Source organism: Ferrovibrio sp., from assembly GCF_046297595.1.
Taxonomy (GTDB): Bacteria; Pseudomonadota; Alphaproteobacteria; order Ferrovibrionales; family Ferrovibrionaceae; genus Ferrovibrio.
The window spans coordinates 710,366-733,745 of the sequence record NZ_JBKBHT010000001.1 but is presented as its reverse complement, the minus strand read 5'-3'; the positions used below and the strand labels follow the sequence as shown (position 1 = coordinate 733,745).

21 protein-coding genes and 1 tRNA gene are annotated in these 23,380 nt (G+C 62.0%); 16 read left to right on the top strand and 6 right to left on the bottom strand.

Annotated elements, in window-relative coordinates:
* Nucleotides 1-2 precede the first annotated feature (2 nt).
* Nucleotides 3-893, top strand: a complete 891-nt coding sequence (hflC, locus tag ACK4FJ_RS03710) for a protease modulator HflC (RefSeq protein ID WP_409764216.1) — start codon at nt 3-5, stop codon at nt 891-893.
* A 42-nt stretch (nt 894-935) separates the two neighbouring features.
* Nucleotides 936-2,438 (top strand): DegQ family serine endoprotease, encoded by a 1,503-nt coding sequence (locus tag ACK4FJ_RS03705; protein WP_409764212.1) that lies wholly within the window; start codon nt 936-938, stop codon nt 2,436-2,438.
* Nucleotides 2,439-2,505: 67 nt separating this feature from the next.
* Here the strand turns inward: ACK4FJ_RS03705 and ACK4FJ_RS03700 are convergent, their stop codons facing one another.
* Entirely contained in the window at nt 2,506-3,132 is a 627-nt protein-coding gene (locus ACK4FJ_RS03700) for an ATP-dependent Clp protease proteolytic subunit (protein WP_409764209.1), read from the bottom strand.
* Between the two features lie 177 nt (nt 3,133-3,309).
* Here ACK4FJ_RS03700 and ACK4FJ_RS03695 point away from each other — a divergent pair, with 177 nt between their 5' ends.
* The gene (locus ACK4FJ_RS03695) at nt 3,310-4,092 is read left to right on the top strand and encodes a 3-hydroxybutyrate dehydrogenase (protein ID WP_374303622.1); all 783 of its coding nucleotides are present in this window, start codon (nt 3,310-3,312) and stop codon (nt 4,090-4,092) included.
* A 141-nt stretch (nt 4,093-4,233) separates the two neighbouring features.
* Here the strand turns inward: ACK4FJ_RS03695 and ACK4FJ_RS03690 are convergent, their stop codons facing one another.
* The gene (locus tag ACK4FJ_RS03690) at nt 4,234-4,371 is read right to left on the bottom strand and encodes a hypothetical protein (RefSeq protein WP_409764206.1); all 138 of its coding nucleotides are present in this window, start codon (nt 4,369-4,371) and stop codon (nt 4,234-4,236) included.
* Between the two features lie 342 nt (nt 4,372-4,713).
* Nucleotides 4,714-5,610, bottom strand: coding sequence for a phosphoserine phosphatase SerB (gene serB, locus ACK4FJ_RS03685; RefSeq protein ID WP_409764204.1), 897 nt, complete (start codon nt 5,608-5,610; stop codon nt 4,714-4,716).
* An 82-nt stretch (nt 5,611-5,692) separates the two neighbouring features.
* Between serB and miaA the strand changes: the two genes are divergently transcribed.
* The 13 genes from miaA (at nt 5,693) to ACK4FJ_RS03620 (ending at nt 20,164) form a co-directional block, all read left to right on the top strand.
* The gene (gene miaA, locus ACK4FJ_RS03680) at nt 5,693-6,655 is read left to right on the top strand and encodes a tRNA (adenosine(37)-N6)-dimethylallyltransferase MiaA (RefSeq protein ID WP_409764201.1); all 963 of its coding nucleotides are present in this window, start codon (nt 5,693-5,695) and stop codon (nt 6,653-6,655) included.
* A 92-nt stretch (nt 6,656-6,747) separates the two neighbouring features.
* Nucleotides 6,748-8,538, top strand: coding sequence for an acetolactate synthase 3 large subunit (locus ACK4FJ_RS03675; protein WP_409764198.1), 1,791 nt, complete (start codon nt 6,748-6,750; stop codon nt 8,536-8,538).
* Nucleotides 8,539-8,571: 33 nt separating this feature from the next.
* A complete protein-coding gene (ilvN, locus tag ACK4FJ_RS03670) occupies nt 8,572-9,087 on the top strand; it encodes an acetolactate synthase small subunit (RefSeq protein ID WP_409764195.1) in 516 nt (171 codons plus the stop codon).
* Nucleotides 9,088-9,129: 42 nt separating this feature from the next.
* The gene (gene ilvC, locus ACK4FJ_RS03665) at nt 9,130-10,152 is read left to right on the top strand and encodes a ketol-acid reductoisomerase (RefSeq protein WP_409764192.1); all 1,023 of its coding nucleotides are present in this window, start codon (nt 9,130-9,132) and stop codon (nt 10,150-10,152) included.
* 110 nt (nt 10,153-10,262) lie between these two features.
* Nucleotides 10,263-11,444 carry a lipid-transfer protein gene (locus tag ACK4FJ_RS03660; protein ID WP_409764189.1) on the top strand — a complete coding sequence of 394 codons (1,182 nt, stop codon included), beginning with the start codon at nt 10,263-10,265 and terminating at the stop codon, nt 11,442-11,444.
* 78 nt (nt 11,445-11,522) lie between these two features.
* Nucleotides 11,523-12,416 (top strand): phytanoyl-CoA dioxygenase family protein, encoded by an 894-nt coding sequence (locus tag ACK4FJ_RS03655; RefSeq protein WP_409764186.1) that lies wholly within the window; start codon nt 11,523-11,525, stop codon nt 12,414-12,416.
* A 265-nt stretch (nt 12,417-12,681) separates the two neighbouring features.
* Entirely contained in the window at nt 12,682-14,241 is a 1,560-nt protein-coding gene (locus ACK4FJ_RS03650; RefSeq protein ID WP_409764183.1) for a 2-isopropylmalate synthase, read from the top strand.
* Between the two features lie 129 nt (nt 14,242-14,370).
* Nucleotides 14,371-15,414 (top strand): rod shape-determining protein, encoded by a 1,044-nt coding sequence (locus tag ACK4FJ_RS03645; protein ID WP_409764181.1) that lies wholly within the window; start codon nt 14,371-14,373, stop codon nt 15,412-15,414.
* Nucleotides 15,415-15,451: 37 nt separating this feature from the next.
* On the top strand, nt 15,452-16,351 hold the full coding sequence (mreC, locus tag ACK4FJ_RS03640; protein ID WP_409764178.1) for a rod shape-determining protein MreC: 900 nt from the start codon (nt 15,452-15,454) through the stop codon (nt 16,349-16,351).
* An 11-nt stretch (nt 16,352-16,362) separates the two neighbouring features.
* The gene (mreD, locus tag ACK4FJ_RS03635) at nt 16,363-16,884 is read left to right on the top strand and encodes a rod shape-determining protein MreD (protein ID WP_409764175.1); all 522 of its coding nucleotides are present in this window, start codon (nt 16,363-16,365) and stop codon (nt 16,882-16,884) included.
* Between the two features lie 7 nt (nt 16,885-16,891).
* Nucleotides 16,892-18,799 (top strand): penicillin-binding protein 2, encoded by a 1,908-nt coding sequence (gene mrdA / locus ACK4FJ_RS03630; protein WP_409764172.1) that lies wholly within the window; start codon nt 16,892-16,894, stop codon nt 18,797-18,799.
* Between the two features lies 1 nt (nt 18,800).
* On the top strand, nt 18,801-19,943 hold the full coding sequence (gene rodA / locus ACK4FJ_RS03625) for a rod shape-determining protein RodA (RefSeq protein ID WP_409764169.1): 1,143 nt from the start codon (nt 18,801-18,803) through the stop codon (nt 19,941-19,943).
* A 145-nt stretch (nt 19,944-20,088) separates the two neighbouring features.
* Nucleotides 20,089-20,164: transfer RNA gene (locus ACK4FJ_RS03620), tRNA-Lys, on the top strand.
* 90 nt (nt 20,165-20,254) lie between these two features.
* Here the strand turns inward: ACK4FJ_RS03620 and ACK4FJ_RS03615 are convergent.
* From ACK4FJ_RS03615 to ACK4FJ_RS03605, 3 genes are all read right to left on the bottom strand, one after another.
* Nucleotides 20,255-20,755 carry a hypothetical protein gene (locus ACK4FJ_RS03615; RefSeq protein ID WP_409764166.1) on the bottom strand — a complete coding sequence of 167 codons (501 nt, stop codon included), beginning with the start codon at nt 20,753-20,755 and terminating at the stop codon, nt 20,255-20,257.
* 186 nt (nt 20,756-20,941) lie between these two features.
* Nucleotides 20,942-22,879, bottom strand: a complete 1,938-nt coding sequence (locus tag ACK4FJ_RS03610; protein WP_409764163.1) for a DUF3732 domain-containing protein — start codon at nt 22,877-22,879, stop codon at nt 20,942-20,944.
* Nucleotides 22,876-23,376 (bottom strand): three component ABC system middle component, encoded by a 501-nt coding sequence (locus ACK4FJ_RS03605; RefSeq protein ID WP_409764160.1) that lies wholly within the window; start codon nt 23,374-23,376, stop codon nt 22,876-22,878. The genes ACK4FJ_RS03610 and ACK4FJ_RS03605 overlap by 4 nt, the downstream gene beginning before the upstream one ends.
* Between the last annotated feature and the right edge of the window lie 4 nt (nt 23,377-23,380).

The following is a 23,380-nucleotide window of genomic DNA, read 5'->3' as shown; positions in this document are numbered from 1 at the left end:
TCATGAACCGCACGCTCCTCACCGTCATCGTCGTCGTCCTGGTCGGCGCCGGCTTCCTGGTCAAGGCCTCGCTGTTCACCGTCCATCAGGCCCAGCAGGCTCTGGTGGTGCAGTTCGGCGATCCGCGCCGCGTCATCTCCGATCCCGGCCTGAATGTGAAAATCCCGCTGATCCAGGATGTGGTCTATTTCGACAAGCGCATCCTCGGCCTCGATGCCCAGCCGGAGGAAATCCTCACCACCGACCAGCGCCGCCTGGTGGTCGACAGCTTCGTGCGCTATCGCATCACCAATCCGCTGCTGTTCTATCAGACCGTCCGTAACGAACTCGGCCTGCGCGGTCGTCTGGCGCCGTCGGTGGCGAATGCCTTCCGCGGCGCCTTCGGCAAGCTGGATGCCACCAGCATCATCTCGGGCGATCGTCCGTCGGCGATGCAGCAGGTGACCACCACCTTGCAGGAAGATTCGCGCCGTCTGGGTATCGAACTGGTCGATGTGCGCATCAAGCGCGCCGATTTCCCCGATACCATCAGCCAGGCGATTTTCCGCCGCATGCAGACCGAACGTCAGCGTGAAGCCAACGAGCAGCGTGCAACAGGTTTCGAGCTGGCCGAGAAAATCCGCGCCGAGGCCGAGCGTCAGCGCACCGTTCTGCTGGCCGATGCGCGCCGCCGCTCGGAAATCCTGCGCGGTGAGGGCGATGCCGAGCGGACCAAGATCTTCGCCGAAGCGGCGAACAAGGATCCCGAGTTCTATGGTTTCTATCGCTCTCTGCAGGCCTATACCAAGTCCCTGCAGCAGAGCGACACCACCATGGTGCTGTCACCGGATTCCGAGTTCTTCCGCTATTTCGACAGCCCGACAGGCGCGCCGCGCCGGCCGGGCCAGCGCTAGGACCGATTGCGATCGCCGCCAGTGGCGGCGTGGAGGTAAGTCATGAATGCCATGTTGCATACTCGCCTGATCCGCGCTGGTACGGCGCTGACGGCGGCGCTGTTCGTCGTCATCGGTCTCGCTGTTGCCGCGCAGGCGCGGGCACCGGAAGGCGACTTCGCCGATCTGGCCGAGCGCTTGCTGCCTTCGGTGGTGAATATCTCGACCACTCAGACGGTGCAGAATCGCGGCGGACTGCCCGAGGGCATGCCGCAATTCCCGCCGGGCTCGCCGTTCGAGGATTTCTTCAAGGAATTCTTCGACCGCCAGCAGCGCGGCGAGGGCAACCGTCCGCCACGTCAGGTTTCCTCGCTGGGTTCGGGCTTCATTGTCGATGCCCGCGGCTATGTGGTGACCAACAACCACGTGATCGCCGAGGCCGATCAGGTACGCGTCATCCTGCATGACAACACCGAGCTGGAAGCCAAGGTGGTGGGGCGCGATCCGGAAATCGATATTGCGGTGTTGAAGATCGAGATGAAAAACGGGCGCCAGCTCAGCGCCGTACAATGGGGCGATTCCGACAAGATCCGTGTTGGCGAGTGGACGCTGGCGATCGGCAATCCCTTCGGCCTTGGCGGCACCGTCACCGCCGGCATCGTCTCGGCGCGCGGGCGCGACATCAATGCGGGCCGTTACGACGACTTCCTGCAGACCGACGCCTCGATCAACAAGGGCAATTCGGGTGGCCCGCTGTTCGACAAGAGTGGCAATGTCATCGGCATCAACACGGCGATCTTCTCGCAGACCGGCGGCTCCATCGGCATCGGCTTTGCCGTGCCGGCTAACCTGGCAAAACCGGTGGTGCAGCAGCTGATCGAATTCGGCCGCACCAAGCGCGGCTGGCTCGGTGTGCAGATCCAGTCGGTCACCGACGAAATGGTTGAGGCGCTGGGTCTCAGCCAGGCTCGTGGCGCGCTGGTCGCCAAGGTGGTGCCCGGCGGCCCGGCCCAGAAGGCCGGCATCGATTCCGGCGACGTGATCGTCAGCTTCGACGGCAAGTCGGTCGCCACCACCAATGCTTTGACGCGCAGCGTGGCGGAAACGCCGGTCGGCAAGACGGTCAATGTCGAAATCATGCGCAAGGGCAAGAAGCAGACCGTGAAGGCCACGCTGGGCGAGCTGGAAGCCGCCATGGCCTCGGCCAAGGCCGAGAACACCCAGAAGGCCGACGCCAACCGAGCCAAGCCCGGCCGCAACGAAACCGAACTGGCCGATCTGGGCCTGCGTGTTGCGCCGCTGTCCAAGGAACTGCGTCAGAAACACGACATCAAGGATGACGTGAAGGGCGTCGTGGTCACGGATGTTGACCCCGAGGGCCCGGCCGCAAAGCGCGACGTGCGCGTGGGTGACGTGATCATCGAGATGGCCCAGTCGGAAGTGCGCAATCCGGACGATGCCGTCGAAATGCTGAAAGCCCTGAAGGATGCCAAGCGCAAGGTGGCCTTGCTGCAGATACAGCGTGGCGGCGAGCCTCGCTTTGTGCCGGTGCCCCTGAAGTCATGATCTGGATTGCAACTAACAAAAAAGGCCGGCTAAAAGCCGGCCTTTTTCATTCTGGTTTTCTTTAAGTTCAGCCGATTTCGGCCGCGTTCTGCACGATCTTGCCGACCAGGCCGTATTCCACGGCCTGCTCCGCGCTCATCCAGTAATCGCGGTCGGTATCCTTTTCGATCCGCTCGATCGGCTGGCCGGTCTCGCGGGCGAAGATTTCGTTCAGCCGCTTGCGCATGCGGATGATTTCCTTGGCCTGGATCGCCACGTCCGAGGCGGTGCCGCCCGCGCCGCCCGACGGCTGGTGCAGCAGGAAGCGTGTATTGGGCAGGCTGAAGCGGTTTTCCTTCTTGGCCGCGGCGTAGATCAGCGCACCGGCCGAGGCGACCCAGCCGGTACCCACCACGCGCACGTCCGGCTTCACGAACTTGATCATGTCATAGATCGTGTCGCCGGATTCGACATGGCCGCCCTGGCTGTTGATGAAGATGGTGATCGGCTCGTCGCCGGCGGCCTGCAGGGCCAGCAGGCGGGCCGAGACTTCCTTGGCGATTTTCTGGTCGATGCCGCCATAGATCAGGATGGTACGGGCCTTGAACAGCCGCTCCTCGATACCGGGCGACTTGTCCTTCGCCTTGGCCTCGGCGTCGCCGTTCTTTTCCGGCTGGTCGGGCTCGTCGTCCAGGTGGGTGATGCGATTCAGCATGCCAGAAGGTTCCTTACAGGCTTTCGACTCGTGATCTCATTTTTCCCACGGGGTGGGAGGGGGTGCAAGGCTCAGGGGCCGGCGGTGGCGGGGATGCTCGCCGGGCGCTAGGCAGAACCCGGCCTTTTCCGCTAGGCTCCGGCCGGTTTTCCGCCTCCCTTAAAGAAAGGTCGCGCCATGCTGAAAGGCAAGTCCGCCGTCGTCACCGGTTCCACCAGCGGCATCGGCCTCGGGATCGCCCGGGCGCTGGCCGGGCAGGGCGTCAACGTGATGCTGAACGGCTTTGGCGATGCCGCCGCCATCGAGAAGATTCGGGCCGGGCTGGCCGCCGAAACCGGCGTGAAGGTGCTGTATGACGGCGCCGACATGTCCGACGGTGCGGCCGTCGCCGCCCATGTGAAGAAGGCCGAGGATGCCTTCGGCGGCGTCGATATCCTGGTCAACAATGCCGGCATCCAGTTCGTCTCGGCGGTGGACGAGTTCCCCGAGGCCAAGTGGCATGCGATCCAGAACATCATCCTGAATTCCACCTTCCACGCCACCAAGGCGGCCCTGCCGGGCATGAAACAGAAGAACTGGGGCCGGGTGATCAACCTGGTCTCGGCCCATGGCCTGGTCGCCTCGCCGTTCAAGTCGGCCTACGTGTCGGCCAAGCACGGCCAGATCGGCTTCACCAAGTCGGTCGCGCTGGAAGTGGCGGAAACCAACATCACGGTGAACGCGATCTGCCCGGGCTATGTGCGCACGCCGCTGGTGGAAGGCCAGATCGAGGACCAGGCCAAGGTGCACAACATGCCGCGCGACCGCGTGGTGCGCGAGGTGATCCTGGCCTCGCAGCCGAACAAGCGCTTCATCGAGATCGAGGAAGTGGCGGCGCTGGCGCTGTTCCTGTGCGGCGAGATGGCGAAATCCATCACCGGCACGGCGATTGCCATCGATGGCGGCTGGACGGCACGTTGACTTTTACTCCGTCATGCCGGGCTTGACCCGGCATCCCATTTAATGGGACCCCGGCTCAAGGCCGGGGTGACGATTGGGGCTATCCCCCGACTGAAAATCTCGACGGCGCGGTAGCCCTGCAGATGCAGCAGGGCAATTAAATTACTGGCATCTGGCGAACTGCCAGATGCCTACCGGCAATTCCAGTTGGTCGATATCGGCGTAATGGATATGGATATCCAAGCCTTCGATGAACAATCCTTCAGGCGCAGGATCGCTCGCGCCCGGCAGGCCATTCAATATAGCCCCCTTCTCCAAAGTTTAGAGACGCAAGTGAGCGTTTCGCACCAGATGGACATGCTCATCTTTGAATGGCAACGGGAGCAGGAACTCGGCGCCGACTCCATTAGATACCGACCAGCCGAATGAGTATGCCTTGCCTGTATCTGTATATTTTAGTGTGGCGACCACGTCGGTGATAAACGCCTCGTCGCGAGGGTGCGGGATGATGAGTTCCCATGATGTGTTGTCAGGCAGCCGATAAACGGCCCTAGAGAAGATGCACTGGGCGAAAGACGCGCTGCTCCATATCAGGATAAGAGAAAAGCCAGCAACCAGCGGAAGCGGCCGCATTAGGGTGGCCTACCGCCCGAATATTTCATCCCGGCGATAGCCCTGCGCGTAAAGCAGGGCGGTCAGGTCGCCGTGGCGGATGTTGAAGCGGGCGGCTTCCTGCACCTTCGGCTTGGCATGGAAGGCGATGCCCAGTCCCGCCGCGCCCAGCATGGCAAGGTCGTTGGCGCCGTCGCCCACCGCGATGCAGTCCTCGACGGCGATGCCCTTCTCGCGCGCCACGCGCTGCAGGGCTTCCAGCTTGGCCTCGCGGCCGAGGATCGGCTCACGGATGCCGGCGATGGCGTCGTTTTCTAGGATCAGGTGATTGGCCTGCTGTTCGTCGAAACCAAGCTGTTGTGCAATCGGCTGCGTGTAGTAGTCGAAGCCGCCGGAGACCAGCGCGCAATGCACGCCGTTCTGTTTCAGCGTCGCCACCAGCGCAGCGGCGCCGGGCATCAGCTTGATGCGCTCGGCCGCTTTGTCGAGCAGGCTGGCCGGTTGGCCTTTCAGCAGGCTGACGCGCTCGCGGATCGCCTCGTAGAAATCCAGTTCGCCATTCATGGCGCGGCGGGTGATATCGGCTACCTGTTCGCCGATATCGGCGAGAAAGGCGATCTCGTCCAGCATCTCGTTGCGGATGATGGTCGATTCCATGTCGGCCACCAGCGCCTTCTTGCGCCGATTTTCCGGCTTGAGCACCAGTACGTCCACCGGCGTGGCCCGCAGGGCGATGCGGGCGGCCTTGGCGGCTTCGTCGGGTGCCACGTTGTCGAAGGGGATGTCGCAGGCTATGCCGGGTTCCAGCCAGTCGGCCGGGCCGACCTTGCCGCGGGCCAGCGCCAGGGCGTCACGTACCGCATTCGCCACCCGGGGCGTCAGCACGGCATTGTGGGGCGCGGTGATCAGGGTGAGAATGTTTTGCATCCGCCTGTTCTAGGGCTGTAGAAGGGGCGGCGCAACCCGCCCTGAATGTCGCCCCCCGTCAACTGCCCGCCATCTGCCTGTCATGGATACCAGCCACGCCCCCGTGATCCTGCTCGCCGGCCCCACCGCCAGCGGCAAGTCGGCGCTTGGGCTGGCGCTGGCCGAGAAAATCGGCGGCACGGTGATCAATGCCGACAGCATGCAGGTCTACCGCGACCTGCGCATCCTCACCGCCCGGCCCACCGACGACGAGATAGCCCGGGCGCCACACCGGCTCTACGGCGTGCTGGATGGCGCGGTGCATGGCACCGCCGCCCTGTGGCGCGGCATGGCGCTGGAGGCCATAGCGGAGGCGATCCATGCTGGTCGGGTGCCTATCCTGCTGGGCGGTAGCGGGCTGTATCTGAAAGCCCTGACAGAGGGGCTGGTCGACCTGCCGCCGATCCCGGAAGAAGCCCGCAGCGAAGCGCGGCACCGTCTGGAACGCGACGGCCCTGCCGGCCTGCATGCCGCGCTGGCCGCCCTTGATCCCGCCATGGCCGAACGGCTGAAACCCGGCGACAGCCAGCGGCTGGTCAGGGCCTATGAGGTGCGGCTGGGCACCGGGCGGTCGCTGGCCGACTGGCAGGCCGGGGCCTCTGCGCCGCCTCTGCCCAATCCGGTCTATCGCCTGCTGTTGCAGCCGCCCCGGGCGGCACTTTATGCCCGGATCGACCGGCGCTTCGAGGCGATGATCAAGGCCGGCGCCCTGGACGAGGCCCGGGCCTTCCGCGACCGCAGCGACGTCCCAGCCGATGCCCCGATCCGCAAGGCCCATGGATTGCCTGAACTGATTCAATATCTTGATGGAAGAATCAGCCTCGACGAGGCGATCCGGATTGGCCAGCTCAACACCCGGCATTACGCTAAGCGGCAGACAACCTGGTTCCGGCATCAGTTTGCTGCCGACCGGGTTGTGGAAAATGATGTTTCCCGGCAAGAAAATTTCAACCCAGAGGCGGTAATCTTTCCAAACATTGTGGAATACCTATTGACCATGCGCTGAGGCGCCGTTTAGGTTGGCGCGCTTTTCGACGGCCGGGGCACGTTGTTCCGGCCGATTTTCGTCCTCCCGCAGCAGGTTTCAGGGGAAGAGTCATGCAGTCCGGAGCGCAGGCCGCGCCGACCCAGCACATGAGCGGCGCCGAAATCGTGATCAAGGCCCTGGTCGACCAGGGCGTCGAGGTCGTATTCGGCTATCCTGGCGGCGCCGTCCTTCCCATCTATGACGCGCTGTTCAAGCAGAACGCCATCCGCCACATCCTGGTGCGCCACGAGCAGGGCGCGGTGCATGCCGCCGAAGGCTATGCCCGTTCCACCGGCAAGCCCGGCGTGGTGCTGGTCACCTCTGGTCCCGGCGCCACCAATGCCGTTACCGGCCTGACCGACGCGCTGCTCGATTCGATCCCGCTGATCTGCCTGACGGGCCAGGTTGCCACCCATCTGGTCGGCACCGATGCTTTCCAGGAATGCGATACCACCGGCATCACCCGGCCCTGCACCAAGCATAATTACCTGGTGAAGAACGTCGACGATCTTGCCCGCGTGGTGCACGAGGCTTTTTACGTCGCCACCAATGGCCGGCCCGGGCCGGTGGTGATCGACCTGCCCAAGGACGTGCAGGTGGCGGCGGGCCGCTACACCGCCAAGGACAATATCCGCCACAAGACCTATCGTCCGCGCGTGGACGGCGACGAGGCCAAGATCAAAGAAACCGTGGCGCTGATGGCCGCGGCCGAACGCCCGATCTTCTACACCGGCGGCGGCATCATCAATGCCGGCCCGCGTGCGTCCGAACTGCTGCGCGAATTCGTCAAATTGACCGGCTTTCCCATCACCAACACGCTGATGGGCCTGGGCGGCTATCCCGCCACCGACAAGCAGTTCCTCGGCATGCTGGGCATGCATGGCACCTGGGAAGCCAACCACGCCATGCACGATTGCGACGTGATGATCAATATCGGCGCGCGATTTGACGACCGCATCACCGGGCGCCTGAATGCCTTCTCGCCGGGCTCGAAAAAGATCCATGTCGATATCGACCCGTCCTCGCACAACAAGACGGTGCATTGCGATATCGCCATCGTCGGCGATGCCTGCCGCGTACTGGAGCAGATGATTGCGGCCTGGAAGCAGGGCGGCTACAAGCCGAACCGGAAGGCGCTGGACAAGTGGTGGCAGCAGATCGACCAGTGGCGCGCCCGCGACTGCCTGAAGTTCAAGCAGGACGACAAGATCATCAAGCCGCAATATGCCATCCAGCGGCTCTATGAGCTTACCAGGGATCGCGACACCTTCATCACCACCGAAGTCGGCCAGCACCAGATGTGGGCTGCGCAGTTCTACAAGTTCGACAAGCCGAACCGCTGGATGACCTCGGGTGGCCTGGGCACCATGGGCTATGGCCTGCCGGCCGCCATCGGCGTGCAGCTCGGTCATCCCGACAAGCTGGTGGTGGATATCGCCGGTGAGGCCTCGATCCTGATGAACATCCAGGAGCTGGGCACGGCGGCGCAGTTCCGCCTGCCGGTGAAGGTGTTCATCCTGAACAACGAATATATGGGCATGGTGCGTCAGTGGCAGCAATTGCTGCATGGCGGACGCTATTCGCAGAGCTATTCGGAATCGCTGCCCGATTTCGTCAAGCTGGCGGAAGCCTTCCACTGCACCGGCCTGCGCTGCACCAGTCCGGCCGATCTCGACGGCGTCATCAAGGAGATGATCGCCATCGATGGCCCGGTGGTGGTGGATGTCGCCGTCGACAAGGCGGAGAACTGCTTCCCCATGGTGCCCTCGGGTGCCGCGCATAACGAGATGATCCTGGCGGATGACAAGCCGGCCGACCCCAACAATGCCGCCGTCAGCGAAGACGGCATGGCCTTGGTCTGACGCCGCCGGATAACGAAAAGAGAGTTCCGTCCCATGCCTGCGCCGCAGCAGCCGATCCAGTCCCATATCCTGTCCGTTCTGGTCGATAACGAACCCGGCATCCTCGCCCGCGTGGTCGGCCTGTTCTCGGGCCGTGGCTACAACATCGAAAGCCTGACGGTGGCCGAGGTATCGGATGCCGCGCATCTGTCGCGCATCACGGTGGTCACCTCCGGTCCGGCCAATGTGATCGAGCAGATCAAGGCCCAGCTCGGTCGTCTGGTGCCGGTGCATAACGTGCACGACCTGACCGTTGAGGGTCCGCATGTGGCGCGCGAACTGGCGCTGATCAAGGTGGCCGGCACCGGCGAGAAGCGCGTGGAGTCGTTGCGCATTGCCGACATCTTCCGCGCCCGCGCGGTGGACAGCACCATCGAATCCTTCATCTTCGAGCTGACCGGCGCACCCGAAAAGATCACAGCCTTCATCGAGCTGATGAAGCCGCTGGGCCTGATCGACGTGTCGCGCACCGGCGTGGTGGCGATCAGCCGCGGCCCGAAGCCCCTCTGAACCATTCCATAAACAACGACGCAGTCCCGAGGAGATACGATCATGCGCGTTTACTACGACCGCGATGCGGACCTGAACCTGATCAAGGGCAAGAAGGTTGTCATCGTCGGCTATGGCAGCCAGGGCCATGCCCATGCGATGAACCTGAAGGACAGCGGCGTGAAAAACGTCGCGGTCGCGCTGCGCAAGAACTCGGCCGGCGTAAAGAAGGCCGAGGAAGCTGGCTTCAAGGTGATGACGCCTGCCGAGGCCGCCAAGTGGGCTGACGTTGTCATGGTGCTGACCCCGGATGAGGGCCAGTCCGACCTGTGGAACAACGACCTGCGCGACAACATGAAAGAAGGCGCGGCCCTTGCCTTCGCCCATGGCCTGAACATTCATTTCAACCTGATCGAGCCGCGCAAGGACCTCGACGTGTTCATGATCGCGCCGAAGGGCCCGGGCCACACTGTGCGCTCGGAATACCTGAAGGGCGGCGGTGTGCCGTCGCTGGTCGCCGTGCACCAGAATGCCTCTGGTAACGCGCTGGAAATCGCGCTCAGCTATGCTTCGGCCAACGGTGGCGGCAAGGCCGGCATCATCGAGACCACCTTCCAGGAAGAATGCGAGACCGACCTGTTCGGCGAGCAGGTGGTGCTCTGCGGCGGCCTGGTCGAGTTGATCAAGGCCGGCTACGAGACCCTGGTCGAGGCTGGCTACGCGCCCGAGATGGCCTATTTCGAGTGCCTGCATGAGGTGAAGCTGATCGTGGACCTGATCTACGAAGGCGGCATCGCCAACATGAATTACTCGATCTCGAACACGGCCGAGTATGGCGAATACGTCACCGGTCCGCGCATCATCACGCCGGAAACCAAGGCCGAGATGAAGCGCGTGCTGGAAGATATCCAGTCGGGCCGCTTCACCCGCAACTGGATGCTGGAGAACAAGGTGAACCAGACCTCGTTCAAGGCGACCCGCGCCCGCCTGGCCAAGCACCCGATCGAGGAAGTGGGCGCCAAGCTGCGCGCCATGATGCCCTGGATCGCCAAGAACAAGCTGGTCGACAAGGCCCGCTCGAACTAAGTCTGCACAAACGTTGCGTCAGCGGCCGCTGGAGAAATCCGGCGGCCGTTTTCGTTTCCGGCTTTCCGTCGCTTTCGCCTATCATCCCCGGTAAATCAGGAGGAAACGACATGGCCAAGGTCTTCGTCGCCGGCGTCGGCATGATCCCGTTCGCCAAGCCGGGCAGCAGCAAATCCTATGACGAGATGGGCGCCGAGGCCGGAGTGCTGGCGCTGAAAGATGCGGGCATCGGCTACGATGCCGTGCAGCAGGCCTATGCCGGCTATGTCTATGGCGACAGCACCTGCGGCCAGAAGGCGCTCTATCGCATCGGCATGACCGGTGTTCCGGTGGTGAATGTCAATAACAACTGCTCCACTGGTTCTACCGCGCTATTCCTGGCGCGGCAGGCGATCCAGAGCGGCGCGGCCGATTGTGTGCTGGCGCTGGGCTTCGAGCAGATGAAGCCTGGCGCGCTGGGATCGGTCTATGTGGATCGCCCCAGTCCGTTTCAGGATTTCGACACGGTCTGTGACGAGATCGTCGGCATGCCCGATGTGCCGCTGGCCCTGCGTTATTTCGGCGGCGCGGGCTTAAGCCATATGCAGAAATACGGCACGAAACTGGAAACCTTTGCTCGCATCCGCGCCAAGGCCAGCCGGCACGCGAAGAACAACCCGTTGGCCCTGTTCCGCCAGGAAGTGAGCGTTGACGACGTGATGCAGGCGCCGGCGATCTGGCCAGGCGTGATGACGCGTCTGATGGCCTGCCCGCCCACCTGCGGCGCAGCGGCGGCCCTGCTGGTGTCGGACTCATTCGCGGTGAAGCATGGCCTGCGTCGCGACGTTGAAATCGCCGCCCAGGCGATGACGACAGATTATCCTTCCACCTTCGAGGCGCGCGACATGATGCAGTTGGTCGGCGCCGACATGAGCCGGGCAGCGGCCGACATGGTCTACGAGCAGGCCGGCATCGGGGCGGATGACGTGGATGTCGTCGAACTGCATGATTGCTTCGCCCATAACGAGTTGATCACCTATGAAGCGCTTGGCCTGTGCGGCGAAGGCGGGGCCGAGGAGTTCGTGATGGATGGCGACAACACCTATGGCGGCAGGGTCGTCACCAATCCTTCCGGTGGCCTGCTGTCCAAGGGCCATCCGCTCGGCGCCACTGGCCTGGCCCAGTGCTACGAGTTGACGCAGCAGTTGCGCGGTACGGCCGAAGCGCGGCAGGTGGAAGGCGCCCGCATCGCCCTGCAGCACAATCTGGGTCTGGGCGGCGCCTGCGTGGTAACGCTCTATCGTCAGGTGTGATGGAGTGTCGCGGATAAGCCGCTGGCAAGAGGCTGGCGCCTGGCGTAGGCTGTGCGCACAACTTTGGTTGCGCTGCCTATGACCGATACCGCCATTCCGCCAGCCGATGGCGCGACACTGAAACTTGCCGGGGACATGACTCGCGAAGCCTTCTGGCGCGAAACATTTCCCGAACTGACCATCCGCGAGCGCCTGAAAGGCACGTTCAAGATCCAGTCGCTGGGCAATGAGCCGGCAGTGCTGGCGGCGGAGAAAATGAAGCTGGAAGGATACTTCCAGGAGCGCGACGAGGAACTGGTCGACCTTGCAGGCCGCCTGTCGCGCGCCATCGAACGCTGCGTCGCGCTGAACATACCGCCGGTGTTCATGTTTCTCTTCGACGAAGCCTGGGCAGCGTTTTATCGCCAGCATCAGTTGATCGCGATGTTTCTTGGGGCCGATTATCAGGTCATGCCGGATTTCTGGGTCTGGCATGTCGACCCCAAGGCCGGTCAGGCCGGCTGGCGGCCACATCGCGACAAGGGCCGCCGGGCGCTGGCGGCCGATGGTTCGCCGCTATCGCTGACGATGTGGGTGCCGCTCAGCGATGCTTCGCCGCTCAATGGCTGCATGTACATCCTGCCGGCGAACCGTGACCCGGTTTACGGCACGGCCGAGGAGGGGGCTCTGCAGGTCGATTATCAGTCGATCCGCGCCCTGCCGGGGCGACCAGGCGATTTCTTCATATGGAACCAGGCGGTACTGCATTGGGGCGCGCAATCCAGCCCCTTCGCCGAGAAGCCGCGCATGAGCATGGCGCTGGAATTCCAGCGTGGCGACATCGCCCCGTTCAACACCCCGCTCCTGGGGGCCATGCCGTTGCTGAGCTTTGAGAATCGTCTGCGGCTGGTTGCCAAACAGATACTCCAGTATGCGCATATGTATCCGCTGCCGCCTGACATGCAGGCCCTGGCAGAGCGGGTGCTGACCTAACCAGGGTAGGGCGGCCAGACCGGTTGCCCGAATAATGCCGTCTTTTCAACTTATTGGAGAAATTTCCCGGTAATTCGGGGAATTCACTGAGTATTAAGCATGCTGCCCCAGAGTGCAGGCGTAAGTTCATGTCCCGGCGAAGCTTTTCGCCCTTTGATCGAATTGGGCCGAAGCGTGTACACTATGGTTAAAGCACGGAAACTGCGGCAGAATCGGACGACCCGGCAGACGGCACTGCCGGATTGCCCGGCGAGGGATATGTGACATGAGCGCCACCAACCAATCCGCGCGCGAGCGCGTCATCATTTTTGACACCACCCTGCGCGACGGCGAGCAGTCGCCCGGTGCGTCGATGAATCTGGAAGAGAAGCTCAAGATCGCCGCCGTGCTGGAAGGCATGGGTGTCGATGTCATCGAAGCCGGTTTCCCGATCGCCTCCAACGGCGACTTCGAAGCCGTCAATGAGATCGCCAAGCGTGTGACGGAGTCGACTGTCTGCGGTCTCAGCCGTGCCGGCCGCAAGGATATCGATCGTGCCTGGGAGGCGCTGAAGCCGGCGAAGCGTGCGCGCATCCACACCTTCATCTCCACCTCGCCGCTGCACATGAAATACAAGCTGCAGATGGAACCCGAAGCGGTGCACCAGGCGGTGATCGACAGCGTAAGCTACGCCCGCAACCTGTGTGACGACATTGAGTGGAGCTGCGAGGATGGCACGCGCTCGGATCCGGAATTCCTCTGCCGCCTGATCGAGAGTGCGATCAAGGCTGGCGCCACCACGATCAATGTGCCTGATACAGTCGGCTATACCGTGCCGGAGGAATATACCCGGCTGATGCGCTACCTGATCGAAAACGTGCCGAACAGCGATAAAGCCAGGTTTTCCGCGCATTGCCACAACGATCTGGGACTGGCCGTGGCCAATTCGCTGGCTGCCGTGATCGGCGGTGCGCGCCAGGTGGAATGCACCATCAATGGCCTGGGCGAGCGCGCCGGCAATGCTGCGCTGGAAGAGATCGTCATGGCCCTGCGCACACGCGGCGATGCGATGCCCTACGAGACCGGCATCAAGACCACCGACATCATGAAAGCCTCGCGGCTGGTTTCCGCGGTCACCGGTTTTGTGGTGCAGCCGAACAAGGCGATCGTCGGTGCCAATGCCTTCGCCCATGAAAGCGGCATCCATCAGGATGGCATGCTGAAGCATGCGGGCACTTACGAGATCATGACGCCGGAATCGGTCGGCCTGAACCGCTCGACGCTGGTGATGGGCAAGCATTCCGGCCGCCATGCCTTCCGCAAGAAGCTGGAGGAGCTCGGCTTCAATCTCGCCGACAACCAGCTCAACGACGCCTTCACCCGCTTCAAGGACCTGGCCGACCGCAAGAAGGAGGTCTTCGACGAGGACCTTGTCGCCCTGGTCGACGACACGATGGCGCGCGGCAACGAACGCATCCGCTTCGTCAGCCTGCAGGTGATCGCCGGCTCGAAGGGGCCGCAGAGCGCCGAGCTGGAGTTGGAGATCGACGGCGCGGCGAAATCGGTCAAGGCCACCGGCAACGGCCCAGTCGATGCCAGCTTCAACGCCATCAAGGCCCTGTTCCCGCATACCGCGAACCTGCAGCTCTATCAGGTGCATGCCGTGACCCAGGGCACCGATGCCCAGGCCGAGGTGACCGTGCGCCTGGAAGAGGGTGGCAAAACCGTGAACGGACAGGCCGCCGACGCCGATACGCTGGTGGCGAGCTGCCGGGCTTATATCCACGCGCTCAACAAGCTGCTGGTGAAGCGGGAAAAGACCGCGCCGGCGGCCCTCAGTGCGTGATGAGGGCTGAAACCGCGCCATTCGGCATGTGAACGGCGTGGGGCTGAAAATATGGGGGACTGGGGGTTGCGCGGCACCGGTGCCCGAGGCGATAACGGCGCGACATTTCGTTGGTGAGGATCTTACTGGATGTTCTCGCGTTTGATGGGTTTTATGTCGGCCGATATGGCCATCGACCTCGGCACGGCCAATACGCTGGTTTATGTCAAGGGCCGAGGCATCGTGCTGAACGAGCCCTCGGTTGTGGCGATCACCAATAATCGCGGCAAAAAGCAGGTTCTGGCGGTCGGCGACGAGGCCAAGCAGATGCTGGGCCGTACGCCGGGCAATATCGAAGCGATCCGCCCGCTGCGCGATGGCGTGATCGCCGATTTCGAGGTGGCGGAGGAAATGATCAAGCATTTCATCCGCAAGGTACACAACCGCCGCAGCTTCGCTTCGCCGCAGATCATCATCTGTGTGCCGTCGGGCTCAACGGCGGTCGAGCGCCGCGCCATCATGGATTCGGCCGAATCCGCCGGTGCGCGCCGGGTGTTCCTGATCGAGGAGCCGATGGCAGCCGCGATTGGCGCCGGCCTGCCGGTCACCGAGCCGACCGGTTCGATGGTGGTGGATATCGGCGGCGGCACCACGGAAGTGGCCGTGCTGTCGCTGGGCGGCATCGTCTATTCGCGCAGTGTGCGCGTCGGCGGCGACAAGATGGACGAGGCGATCATCGCCTATATCCGCCGCAACCATAACCTGCTGGTGGGCGAGGCCTCGGCCGAGCGCATCAAGAAGCAGATCGGCTCGGCCGCCCCGCCGGAAGACGGCAACGGCCTCTCCATGGAGATCAAGGGTCGCGACCTGATGAACGGCGTGCCGAAGGAACTGGTGATCAACCAGCGCCAGATCGCCGAAAGCCTGGCCGAACCGGTTGGCGCCATTGTCGAGGCCGTGAAGGTCGCGCTGGAGCATACCGCGCCGGAACTGGCTGCCGACATCGTCGACAAGGGTATCGTGATGACCGGTGGCGGCGCGCTGCTGGGCAACCTGGATCTGGTGCTGCGGCATGCGACTGGCCTGCCGGTCTCGATCGCAGACGAGCCGCTGTCCTGCGTGGCCTTGGGCACCGGCCGCGCGCTGGAAGAAATGAAGACGCTGAAGCACGTTCTGTACAATCCTTCGTATTGAGACGGTGCGACGGCGCGGAGGGCATTGACGGGGGCGCATGGCAAGACGGTCGGGACGCAGCATTTGGATCGCAGCGCCGTTTCGCGCGCTGCTGCAGCGTTTTGCGTTCCTTCTGCTGCTGGCAACCGCCGTTGGCCTCGTTCTGATCAGCCGTATCGACCGCCCGGTCGTGGAGCGCGCCCGCGCCTTGGTTGCCGATATCGTCGAGCCCGTGCTGACCGCGGTGGCGCAGCCGGTGGCGGCCGTGAATGCTGTAGTCGGCTGGGTCGACGACATCCTCTTCGTGCATGAAGAAAACTTCCGCTTGCGCACCGAGAATGCACGCCTGCTGCAATGGCAGGAGGTGGCGCGCCGGCTGGAGCAGGACAATGCTGCTCTGCGTCGCCTGCTGGCCGCCGGACCCGACCTGAGCCAGACATACGTGACCGGCCGTGTGATCGCCGATGGCGGCGGTTCCTTCGTACGCACCGCGCTGCTTAATGTCGGCGCCAAGGATGGCATCAGGAAGGGCCAGGCCGTGATCGGCGAGGGCGGTTATGTCGGCCGCGTCGCCGAGGTCGGCCACCGCGCCTCGCGCATCCTGCTCCTGACCGACCTGAATTCGCGCCTGCCTGTGATGCTGCAGGAAGGCGGTCATCGCGCCGTTCTGGCCGGCGACAATTCCCCGCTGCCGCGTCTGGAATACCTGTCGGGTGCCGCCAAGCCTGCCATCGGCATGCAGGTGGTCACCTCGGGCGATGGCGGGCAGTTTCCCGCCGGCATTCCGGTCGGCGAGATAGCCGAGATGGATGGCGTCGTGCGCGTCCGTCCGCTGGTTGATCTTGGCCGTCTCGGCTTCCTGCGCGTGATGCAGTTCGATGAAACGCGGATCGACGCCGAGGACCCGACCGCCCAGGTCATGCCGCTCGCGCCGCCGCTGCCGCCCAAGGCCCCGTAGGAGGGCGCGGGATGTCTGCGCTGCTCCGACAGGCCAGCCGCCGCATCCGTGCCCTGCTGCCCATCTTAAGCAGTCTGGCGCTGGTGCTGTTCGGTTTGCTGCCGCTCGGCTTGCCGCATTTCGACGTGGTCGGCCCCGCCTTCGCCCTGATGGCAGTGTTCTACTGGAGCATCTTCCGTTCCGACCTGATGACCATGGTGGGCGCCTTCGCCATCGGGCTGCTGCTTGATCTGCTCAGCGGCGGCCCGCTTGGCCTGAATGCACTGGTCCTCCTGCTGGCCCATGAACTGGGCGTATCGCAGCGCCGCGTCTTTCTCGGCTCGTCCTTCCTGGTCAACTGGGCGGCTTTCGCTCTGGTGGTCGGCGTGGTGCTGCCGCTGTGCTGGGCGCTGATGTCGATGCTGCATTGGCAGGTTTTGCCTGTGGCTCCGCTGCTGGCGCAGCTTGCCCTGTCGCTGGCGCTGTATCCGGCGGTTTACTGGCTGTTGAGTCGCCTGGAGCGCCGCTGGCTGCGCGCTTCCGTCACGGCCTGAGGCGGTCATGGCGATCAACCGGCGCGACAACGACCTGCAGCGGGTGTTTACCCGCCGGGCCCTGCTGCTGGGCACAGCCCAGCTTGGCCTGTTCGGCGCTCTGGCGGCGCGACTGTATTACCTGCAGGTGATGGAATCCGACAAATACGCCCTGCTGGCCGAGGAAAACCGCATCAGCATGCGTCTGCTGCCGCCGCGGCGTGGCCGGGTGCTCGACCGCTTCGGCCATGAGCTGGCCTCGAACCGCCGCAATTACCGCGTATTGATCGTCGCCGAGCAGGCGCGCAACGTGGATGCCACGCTGGAGGCGCTGTCGAACCTGATCCAGGTCGACGATAGCCAGAAGCAGCGCGTGAAGCGCGAGATCGAGCGACGGCGCAAATTCGTGCCTGTAGTCGTGGCCGAGAACCTGTCCTGGGATGATTTCGCCAAGATCAACCTGCACAGTCCCGACCTGCCGGGTGTTCAGCTCGATGTGGGCGAAACGCGCGACTATCCCTACGGCCCGATGTTCAGCCATGTGGTGGGGTATGTCGGTGCCGTGGCCGAGAACGAACTGGGCGACGATCCATTGCTTGAGCTGCCGGGTTTCCGCATCGGTAAAAGCGGCGTCGAGAAGGTTTACGATGAGCGGCTGCGCGGTCGCGCCGGCCACAGCGAGATCGAGGTCAATGCCTCTGGCCGTGCCATCCGCGAATTGCGGCGTAACAACGGCCAGCCGGGCGACGACATCGTGCTCACCATCGATGCCGACCTGCAGCGTTTCGCCATGGAGCGTTTCGGCGAAGAAAGCGGCGCCGCCGCGGTGCTGGACATCCATACCGGCGAAATCCTCGCCTTGGTTTCCAACCCGGGCTACGACCCGAACTGGTTCAATGTCGGCATCACCCAGGCGCAATGGCGCCAGCTCAATGGCGACAAATACAAACCGCTGATCAATAAGGCGATCCAGGGCCAGTATCCGCCCGGGTCTACCTTCAAGATGCTGGTGGGTCTGGCGGCGCTGGAGGCCGGCACGATCACGCCCGATACCCGCGTCTTCTGCCCCGGCCACATGGAATTCGGCAACAACACCTTCCATTGCTGGAAGAAGGGTGGCCACGGCACGATGAACCTGGTGTCGGCCATCGAGGAAAGCTGCGACGTCTATTTCTACGAGGCGGCACGGCGTACCGGCGTCGACAAGGTGGCGGAAATGGCCAAGCGGCTTGGCCTGGGCGAGCCGACGGGCGTGGACCTGACCGGCGAGCGCAGGGGCCTGATCCCGACGCGGGCCTGGAAACAGGCCGTGCTGGGCCAGCCCTGGGCACAGGGCGAGAATCTGGTGATCGGCATCGGACAGGGGTATGTCACCACAACGCCGCTGCAGCTTGCCGTAATGGCGGCGCGGCTGGCCAATGGCGGCTATGCCGTTTCGCCCCGTATCGTGCGCGAGGATTCTGTCCTGGGCCCGGCGACTGACCCGCGCATGGCGGCCCAGCGCTGGCCGCATGTGGGCCTGAAGCGCGAGCATCTCGATCAGGTTCTGGAGGGCATGATTCGCGTCACCTCGCCGCCGCGTGGCACGGCCGCCGGCGCACGGATCACGCTGGCGCAATATGCCATGGCCGGCAAGACCGGCTCCAGCCAGGTGCGTCGCATCAGCCGTCAGGAACGCGAGACCCGTGTGCGCAAGAACGAGGAGAAGCCGTGGGAGGAGCGCGATCACGCGCTGTTCGTCGCCTATGCGCCGATCCAGGCGCCGCGCTATGCCTGCGCGGTGATCGTCGAACATGGCGGTTCCGGGTCCAAGGCGGCCGCGCCGATTGCCCGCGACATCATGCTGGAAACCCAGCGCCTCGACCCCTCGCGCAAGTCGCGTACGCCGCCGGGTCCCACCACGGCCTCGGCGGCGCCGGCCAGGGGAGGCAGCTGACATGCCGCACTGGTCCAGCCGGGGCAACGACCTCACGTTCGGCCGCAAGCTGCGCGACATTAACTGGGGCCTGGTGCTGCTGATCACCCTGATCGCCAGCACGGGTTTCGCCACGCTGTATTCCGCCGCCGGCGGCGATATCGATCCCTGGGCCGACCGGCAGATGGTGCGTTTCGCCATCGGCCTGGTGATCATGGTGACCATCGCGGTCACCGACATCCGTGTCTGGATGCGGCTTTCGTATGCCGTCTATGCCATCGGCGTGGTCCTGCTGGTGGCCGTGGAATTGTTCGGCCGGGTCGGCATGGGAGCGCAGCGCTGGCTCGACCTCGGCGTTTTCCATATCCAGCCGTCCGAAATCATGAAGATCGCCCTGATCCTGACGCTTGCGCGTTATTTCCACGGCCTGTCCTACGAAGAGGTCGGCCGCATCCGCTGGCTGTTCATCCCGCTGGCCATCGTGCTGGTACCGGTGGGACTGGTGATGAAACAGCCCGACCTGGGCACGGCGATGCTGCTGCTGGCCTCGTCGGGCGCGGTGTTTTTCTTCGCCGGCGTGCGCGCCTGGAAATTCATCGCCGTGATTGCGGCCGGCGGCGCCGCGCTGCCGCTGGCCTGGAATTTCCTGCACGATTACCAGAAGAAACGCGTGCTCACCTTCATGAATCCCGAGGAAGACCCGCTCGGCTCGGGCTACCACATCCTGCAATCCAAGATCGCGCTCGGCTCGGGCGGCTTCACCGGCAAGGGCTACATGCAGGGGACCCAGAGCCATCTGAGCTTCCTGCCGGAAAAGCAGACCGACTTCATCTTCACCATGCTGGCCGAGGAGCACGGCCTGATCGGCGCCCTGGTGCTGATTGCGCTCTACATCCTGCTGATCGCCTATGGTTATGCCATCAGCCTGCGCTCGCGCAGCCAGTATGGCCGCCTGCTGGCCGGCGGCCTCACCACCATGCTGTTCCTGTACGTGTTCATCAACATCGCCATGGTGTCGGGCATGGTGCCGGTGGTGGGCGTGCCGCTGCCGCTGGTCTCCTATGGCGGCACGGCGATGATGACCCTGATGGTGGGGCTGGGGCTGCTGATCAACGTCTATGTCCACCGCGACGTGGAGATTCCCCGCCATATGAGCGGGCTGTAGCCATCGGCCCCGCCGAGGCTCGGCAAGGACAGGCTAAACCCCTGACCGGAAAAATCTTTTTCCCCAGCCCGAAGCGCTTGCAATTCCGGCGAATCCGGATATTTTCACGCGGCTTTCGGCGGCCCTGCGTCGCCAGAGGAAAAATGGGCGCATAGCTCAGTTGGTAGAGCAGCTGACTCTTAATCAGCGGGTCCCAGGTTCGAGCCCTGGTGCGCCCACCATTTTCCTCCTGATCGCGAAAGCACTTAGCGGTACCTAAGTCAGCCGCCCACTCTTCTCGCTCTTCCTGTGTCCGTCCCGTGTCCGCCTGCTTAATGGGTGGAAACCTTGCGTGTCTGCTTCGGCGGCTCCCATGTCGGATGATTCGCCTGGCGGACAAGTTCTTCAAGAGGGATGCCGACCGTGTCCGCGATTTTGATCAGTTCGGACAGAGTGAAGTCCCAAGCTCCCAGCTCCATCTTCCGAAGCCGCATATAGCTCATCCGCATCTGATGCGAGAACTCTACGGGTGCTTGTTTGGCGACAAAGTTCCGGTGGGCGTCGAGCTTCACGCCGATCTGCTGATGGAGTGTTGAGACCGGCGTCATTAGCCGATGGCAACGCTTGTTTAGGTTCTTCGGGGCGTCTGCTGGGGAAGATCGGATGCCTAGCTCCCAGCGCACGGTGCGAACCGTGTGTTCTCTCATCCCCCATGCCACCGCTATGTCAGCGTCCGACTGCCCCAAGACGAGGCTGCGATGCCGGATGTCTTCGTTGCGCTGTTGGTAGAGCGGGTTCTGCTTCCGCTTCTTCGGTTGAGTGGTCTTTTCCATTTGTCATCCCCCAATGTGAGAAGTTCAGAGACAACTCGACATTATCAGGTGGGGATGAGTGCCCTAGCAGAAGGGTACCACGATATTCTGAGTAATAACAAAGAACCAGGCGGCGATAGTTCGCGATTTTTTTCCCAGAAATTTTTTCGATTTTTGGGAGGACCAAAGTCGGAGAGCGGAGTCGGCTTAGCTGAGCCAAGACTCCGGGATCAGTTTGGTGCCGCGCCGCCACCGCTCGATCACCGCGTCACTAAACCACTCGTGCTTTAAATCGGCGTGGTCCAGTACGATAATTTGCAGATTGGGTGTCATTTCCTTTGCTGCATCCGCGATTAGCTTGAAAAGGCGCTGCACCGCCGATTGGTCCTCATCGCTAAGTCCATCCAGCGATCCCTCAGCATCTTGTTCTGGGGGGTAATGTGCTTGCGATGGTTGGTCGAAAACGATGAATCCTGGAACAGGGCGCCCTTTTTGCCTAAACCATTTGTGCAAAGCCAAGTGGGCCAGAATATGGTACCCAACCCAGTTCTCTCCGCTTCCCATCCGAGAGAGTGGGACAGGGCCATCCAAAGTGTCTGCAATAACGGTGAGGTTTTTTAGATCCAGTCTTAGTTGACTGCCTTGGTGTTCCAACTCCAATGCTTCGGAGTACTCTGTCATATATCTTCCAATGATATTCTGGAAGGTATTAAGAAGCTCTTTGATGGCGTCGGGGTCAAGCTCACGCTCCAAATTGGCGACTCTAATTCTCAAGCTTTCAACCGCTTGTTTTAGCGATGACTCCCCTTCGGCAGCAGAAATTGTGTCAAGATACTGCGTAATTTTTCCTGCAGTTCGAGCCTGCATAATGAAGCTCTCCTGCTGCGCGCGGATAACTTCGTTTTCCCGTGTCCGTGCGGAAATAGAAGCTTGGTTCTCCCGTAGGAGTTCCTGCAGTCTGGCCTCCTCCTTATTTAAAGCTGCTAGGCGGGTCAACAGCCGCGGGTTCTCAGCCTCGACCGCCTCCAATTGCTGGCTTAAGTCTCTAAGCGATCGATTTATTTCGCTTACGGGAGGTGGCGGATTGGTTAGTGGACTATTGCAGAGGGGGCAATCATTCGGGTCGTGTTCGTGAGATTTAAACAGACCAACTGCGCTTAATCTTGCTCGTTGCTCCTTCGCTTCACGTTCATAGCTAGTAGTGTCCGAAGTGAACGTGCGTGTAGCGCGTATTTCGGCGGTGACTTTTTCTGCTTCTGATCTCAATCTTTGACGCTCTGCGCGTAACTCAGCTAACAGATCTTCACCGTCGATCATCCCTAAATTATCACGAACCTGAAAGTCTCTGACCGCGCGGCCTAAAACTGAAATCAACGTCTCGTAATCAATGGCGACTATTCGCTCACTGATTAAGCCATGTTGCCTAGCTTCATCTAGAAGAAGCTGACCACGCGGGTATGTTGTTTTATCTGAAATCTCAATCTCTCTGAGCTGTCTTTCAAGTTGCCTCAATCGGCGTCTAGCCTGATCAAGCTGAGATTGCTTTAGCAGCCTGTCTTCATCTATGGCGCCAATAAAGTATGGAAGCGTGTCCTTAATTGCTTGGCTTATAAAATCCTCTCCTTGACGGTGAAACAGTCGAGTCCGGCTATCGATGTCATTTTGATCTTGTATCGACAGCAGCAGTGCATGCCGAAAATTCGCTTCCAGCGGCTCCCGCGTGCCATGCTCTGGGCGATGCTCATTTTCACTTATGCCCACTATGGCGCTAAGAAACTTCTCCAAGGCGTTAAGTGTAGTATTTTTTACGAGTTGCTCGATTGAAGGGATGTCGATGATGCTTGCGCGCGCCATAAAGACATCGGGATTTGTTTTCTCTCCCGGCTGAGGATTGCGCCGAGCTATAAAGATCTGTCCTTCCCCAAGTTGAAACAGTATCGCATACCAGGATACTTTTTTTCTAATGACGCCATCGGCGACATTGCACTCGGTTCTGCCTGTGCAGTAATCGATAATATCGATGATCGCGGACTTACCTGTCTGGGATGCGCCAGTTAGAATATTTAATGCACCTGGGGTAAATTCTAATTCACGGATTTCTCCGCGATGGCTGTAGAGCACCAGCTTCAGAATTTGCAGGCTCACGGTCTAATTCCCCATGCAGAAAATATCGTTGCTGTTGTGCCGGCGCTTGCAAACCACCTACCGAGAAAGCCGGCCCGCTCGGTACATTCTTTGGCTTCCTCAGTAAACAGGGGAGTCCGCTTAGGCGTAATTCCCATCCGACCGTCTCCTGTAATCAGAGATGCTCCATTATCAAACTTCAACGCCTCATGCTGAATAGCAAAGGTAATAGTCTCTCGTGTGATCTGATCGAGCCGCTGTACTCTGCTGGAAAAATCTACCAACTGTTCTTTGTTGTCCTGAACCCAAGACAATAGTGAGGTAACAGTTGAGCGAGGCAGAGATGAGCGTGTGCCGCGATGAAGTACGATAGGCAGCACCAAGAATGACAAAGCGAACGGAAATGTCTGCGGCGCCCTTTTGTTGTACTTCTCAACGGCTTCAATCAGTAGCGTTGAGCAGAATGCGGGGTTGAATAGATTGATTTCTTCAGTAACGCGATCCGACCAGAGGCGCATCCTT

Bases quoted from the DNA above. Each gene is read 5' to 3' on its own strand.
- hflC (WP_409764216.1), top strand. From the start codon at position 3: ATGAACCGCACGCTCCTCACCGTCATCGTCGTCGTCCTGGTCGGCGCC.
- ACK4FJ_RS03705 (WP_409764212.1), top strand. From the start codon at position 936: ATGAATGCCATGTTGCATACTCGCCTGATCCGCGCTGGTACGGCGCTG.
- ACK4FJ_RS03700 (WP_409764209.1), bottom strand. From the start codon at position 3,132: ATGCTGAATCGCATCACCCACCTGGACGACGAGCCCGACCAGCCGGAA.
- ACK4FJ_RS03695 (WP_374303622.1), top strand. From the start codon at position 3,310: ATGCTGAAAGGCAAGTCCGCCGTCGTCACCGGTTCCACCAGCGGCATC.
- serB (WP_409764204.1), bottom strand. From the start codon at position 5,610: ATGCAAAACATTCTCACCCTGATCACCGCGCCCCACAATGCCGTGCTG.
- miaA (WP_409764201.1), top strand. From the start codon at position 5,693: ATGGATACCAGCCACGCCCCCGTGATCCTGCTCGCCGGCCCCACCGCC.
- ACK4FJ_RS03675 (WP_409764198.1), top strand. From the start codon at position 6,748: ATGCAGTCCGGAGCGCAGGCCGCGCCGACCCAGCACATGAGCGGCGCC.
- ilvN (WP_409764195.1), top strand. From the start codon at position 8,572: ATGCCTGCGCCGCAGCAGCCGATCCAGTCCCATATCCTGTCCGTTCTG.
- ilvC (WP_409764192.1), top strand. From the start codon at position 9,130: ATGCGCGTTTACTACGACCGCGATGCGGACCTGAACCTGATCAAGGGC.
- ACK4FJ_RS03660 (WP_409764189.1), top strand. From the start codon at position 10,263: ATGGCCAAGGTCTTCGTCGCCGGCGTCGGCATGATCCCGTTCGCCAAG.
- ACK4FJ_RS03655 (WP_409764186.1), top strand. From the start codon at position 11,523: ATGACCGATACCGCCATTCCGCCAGCCGATGGCGCGACACTGAAACTT.
- ACK4FJ_RS03650 (WP_409764183.1), top strand. From the start codon at position 12,682: ATGAGCGCCACCAACCAATCCGCGCGCGAGCGCGTCATCATTTTTGAC.
- ACK4FJ_RS03645 (WP_409764181.1), top strand. From the start codon at position 14,371: ATGTTCTCGCGTTTGATGGGTTTTATGTCGGCCGATATGGCCATCGAC.
- mreC (WP_409764178.1), top strand. From the start codon at position 15,452: ATGGCAAGACGGTCGGGACGCAGCATTTGGATCGCAGCGCCGTTTCGC.
- mreD (WP_409764175.1), top strand. From the start codon at position 16,363: ATGTCTGCGCTGCTCCGACAGGCCAGCCGCCGCATCCGTGCCCTGCTG.
- mrdA (WP_409764172.1), top strand. From the start codon at position 16,892: ATGGCGATCAACCGGCGCGACAACGACCTGCAGCGGGTGTTTACCCGC.
- rodA (WP_409764169.1), top strand. From the start codon at position 18,801: ATGCCGCACTGGTCCAGCCGGGGCAACGACCTCACGTTCGGCCGCAAG.
- ACK4FJ_RS03615 (WP_409764166.1), bottom strand. From the start codon at position 20,755: ATGGAAAAGACCACTCAACCGAAGAAGCGGAAGCAGAACCCGCTCTAC.
- ACK4FJ_RS03605 (WP_409764160.1), bottom strand. From the start codon at position 23,376: ATGCGCCTCTGGTCGGATCGCGTTACTGAAGAAATCAATCTATTCAAC.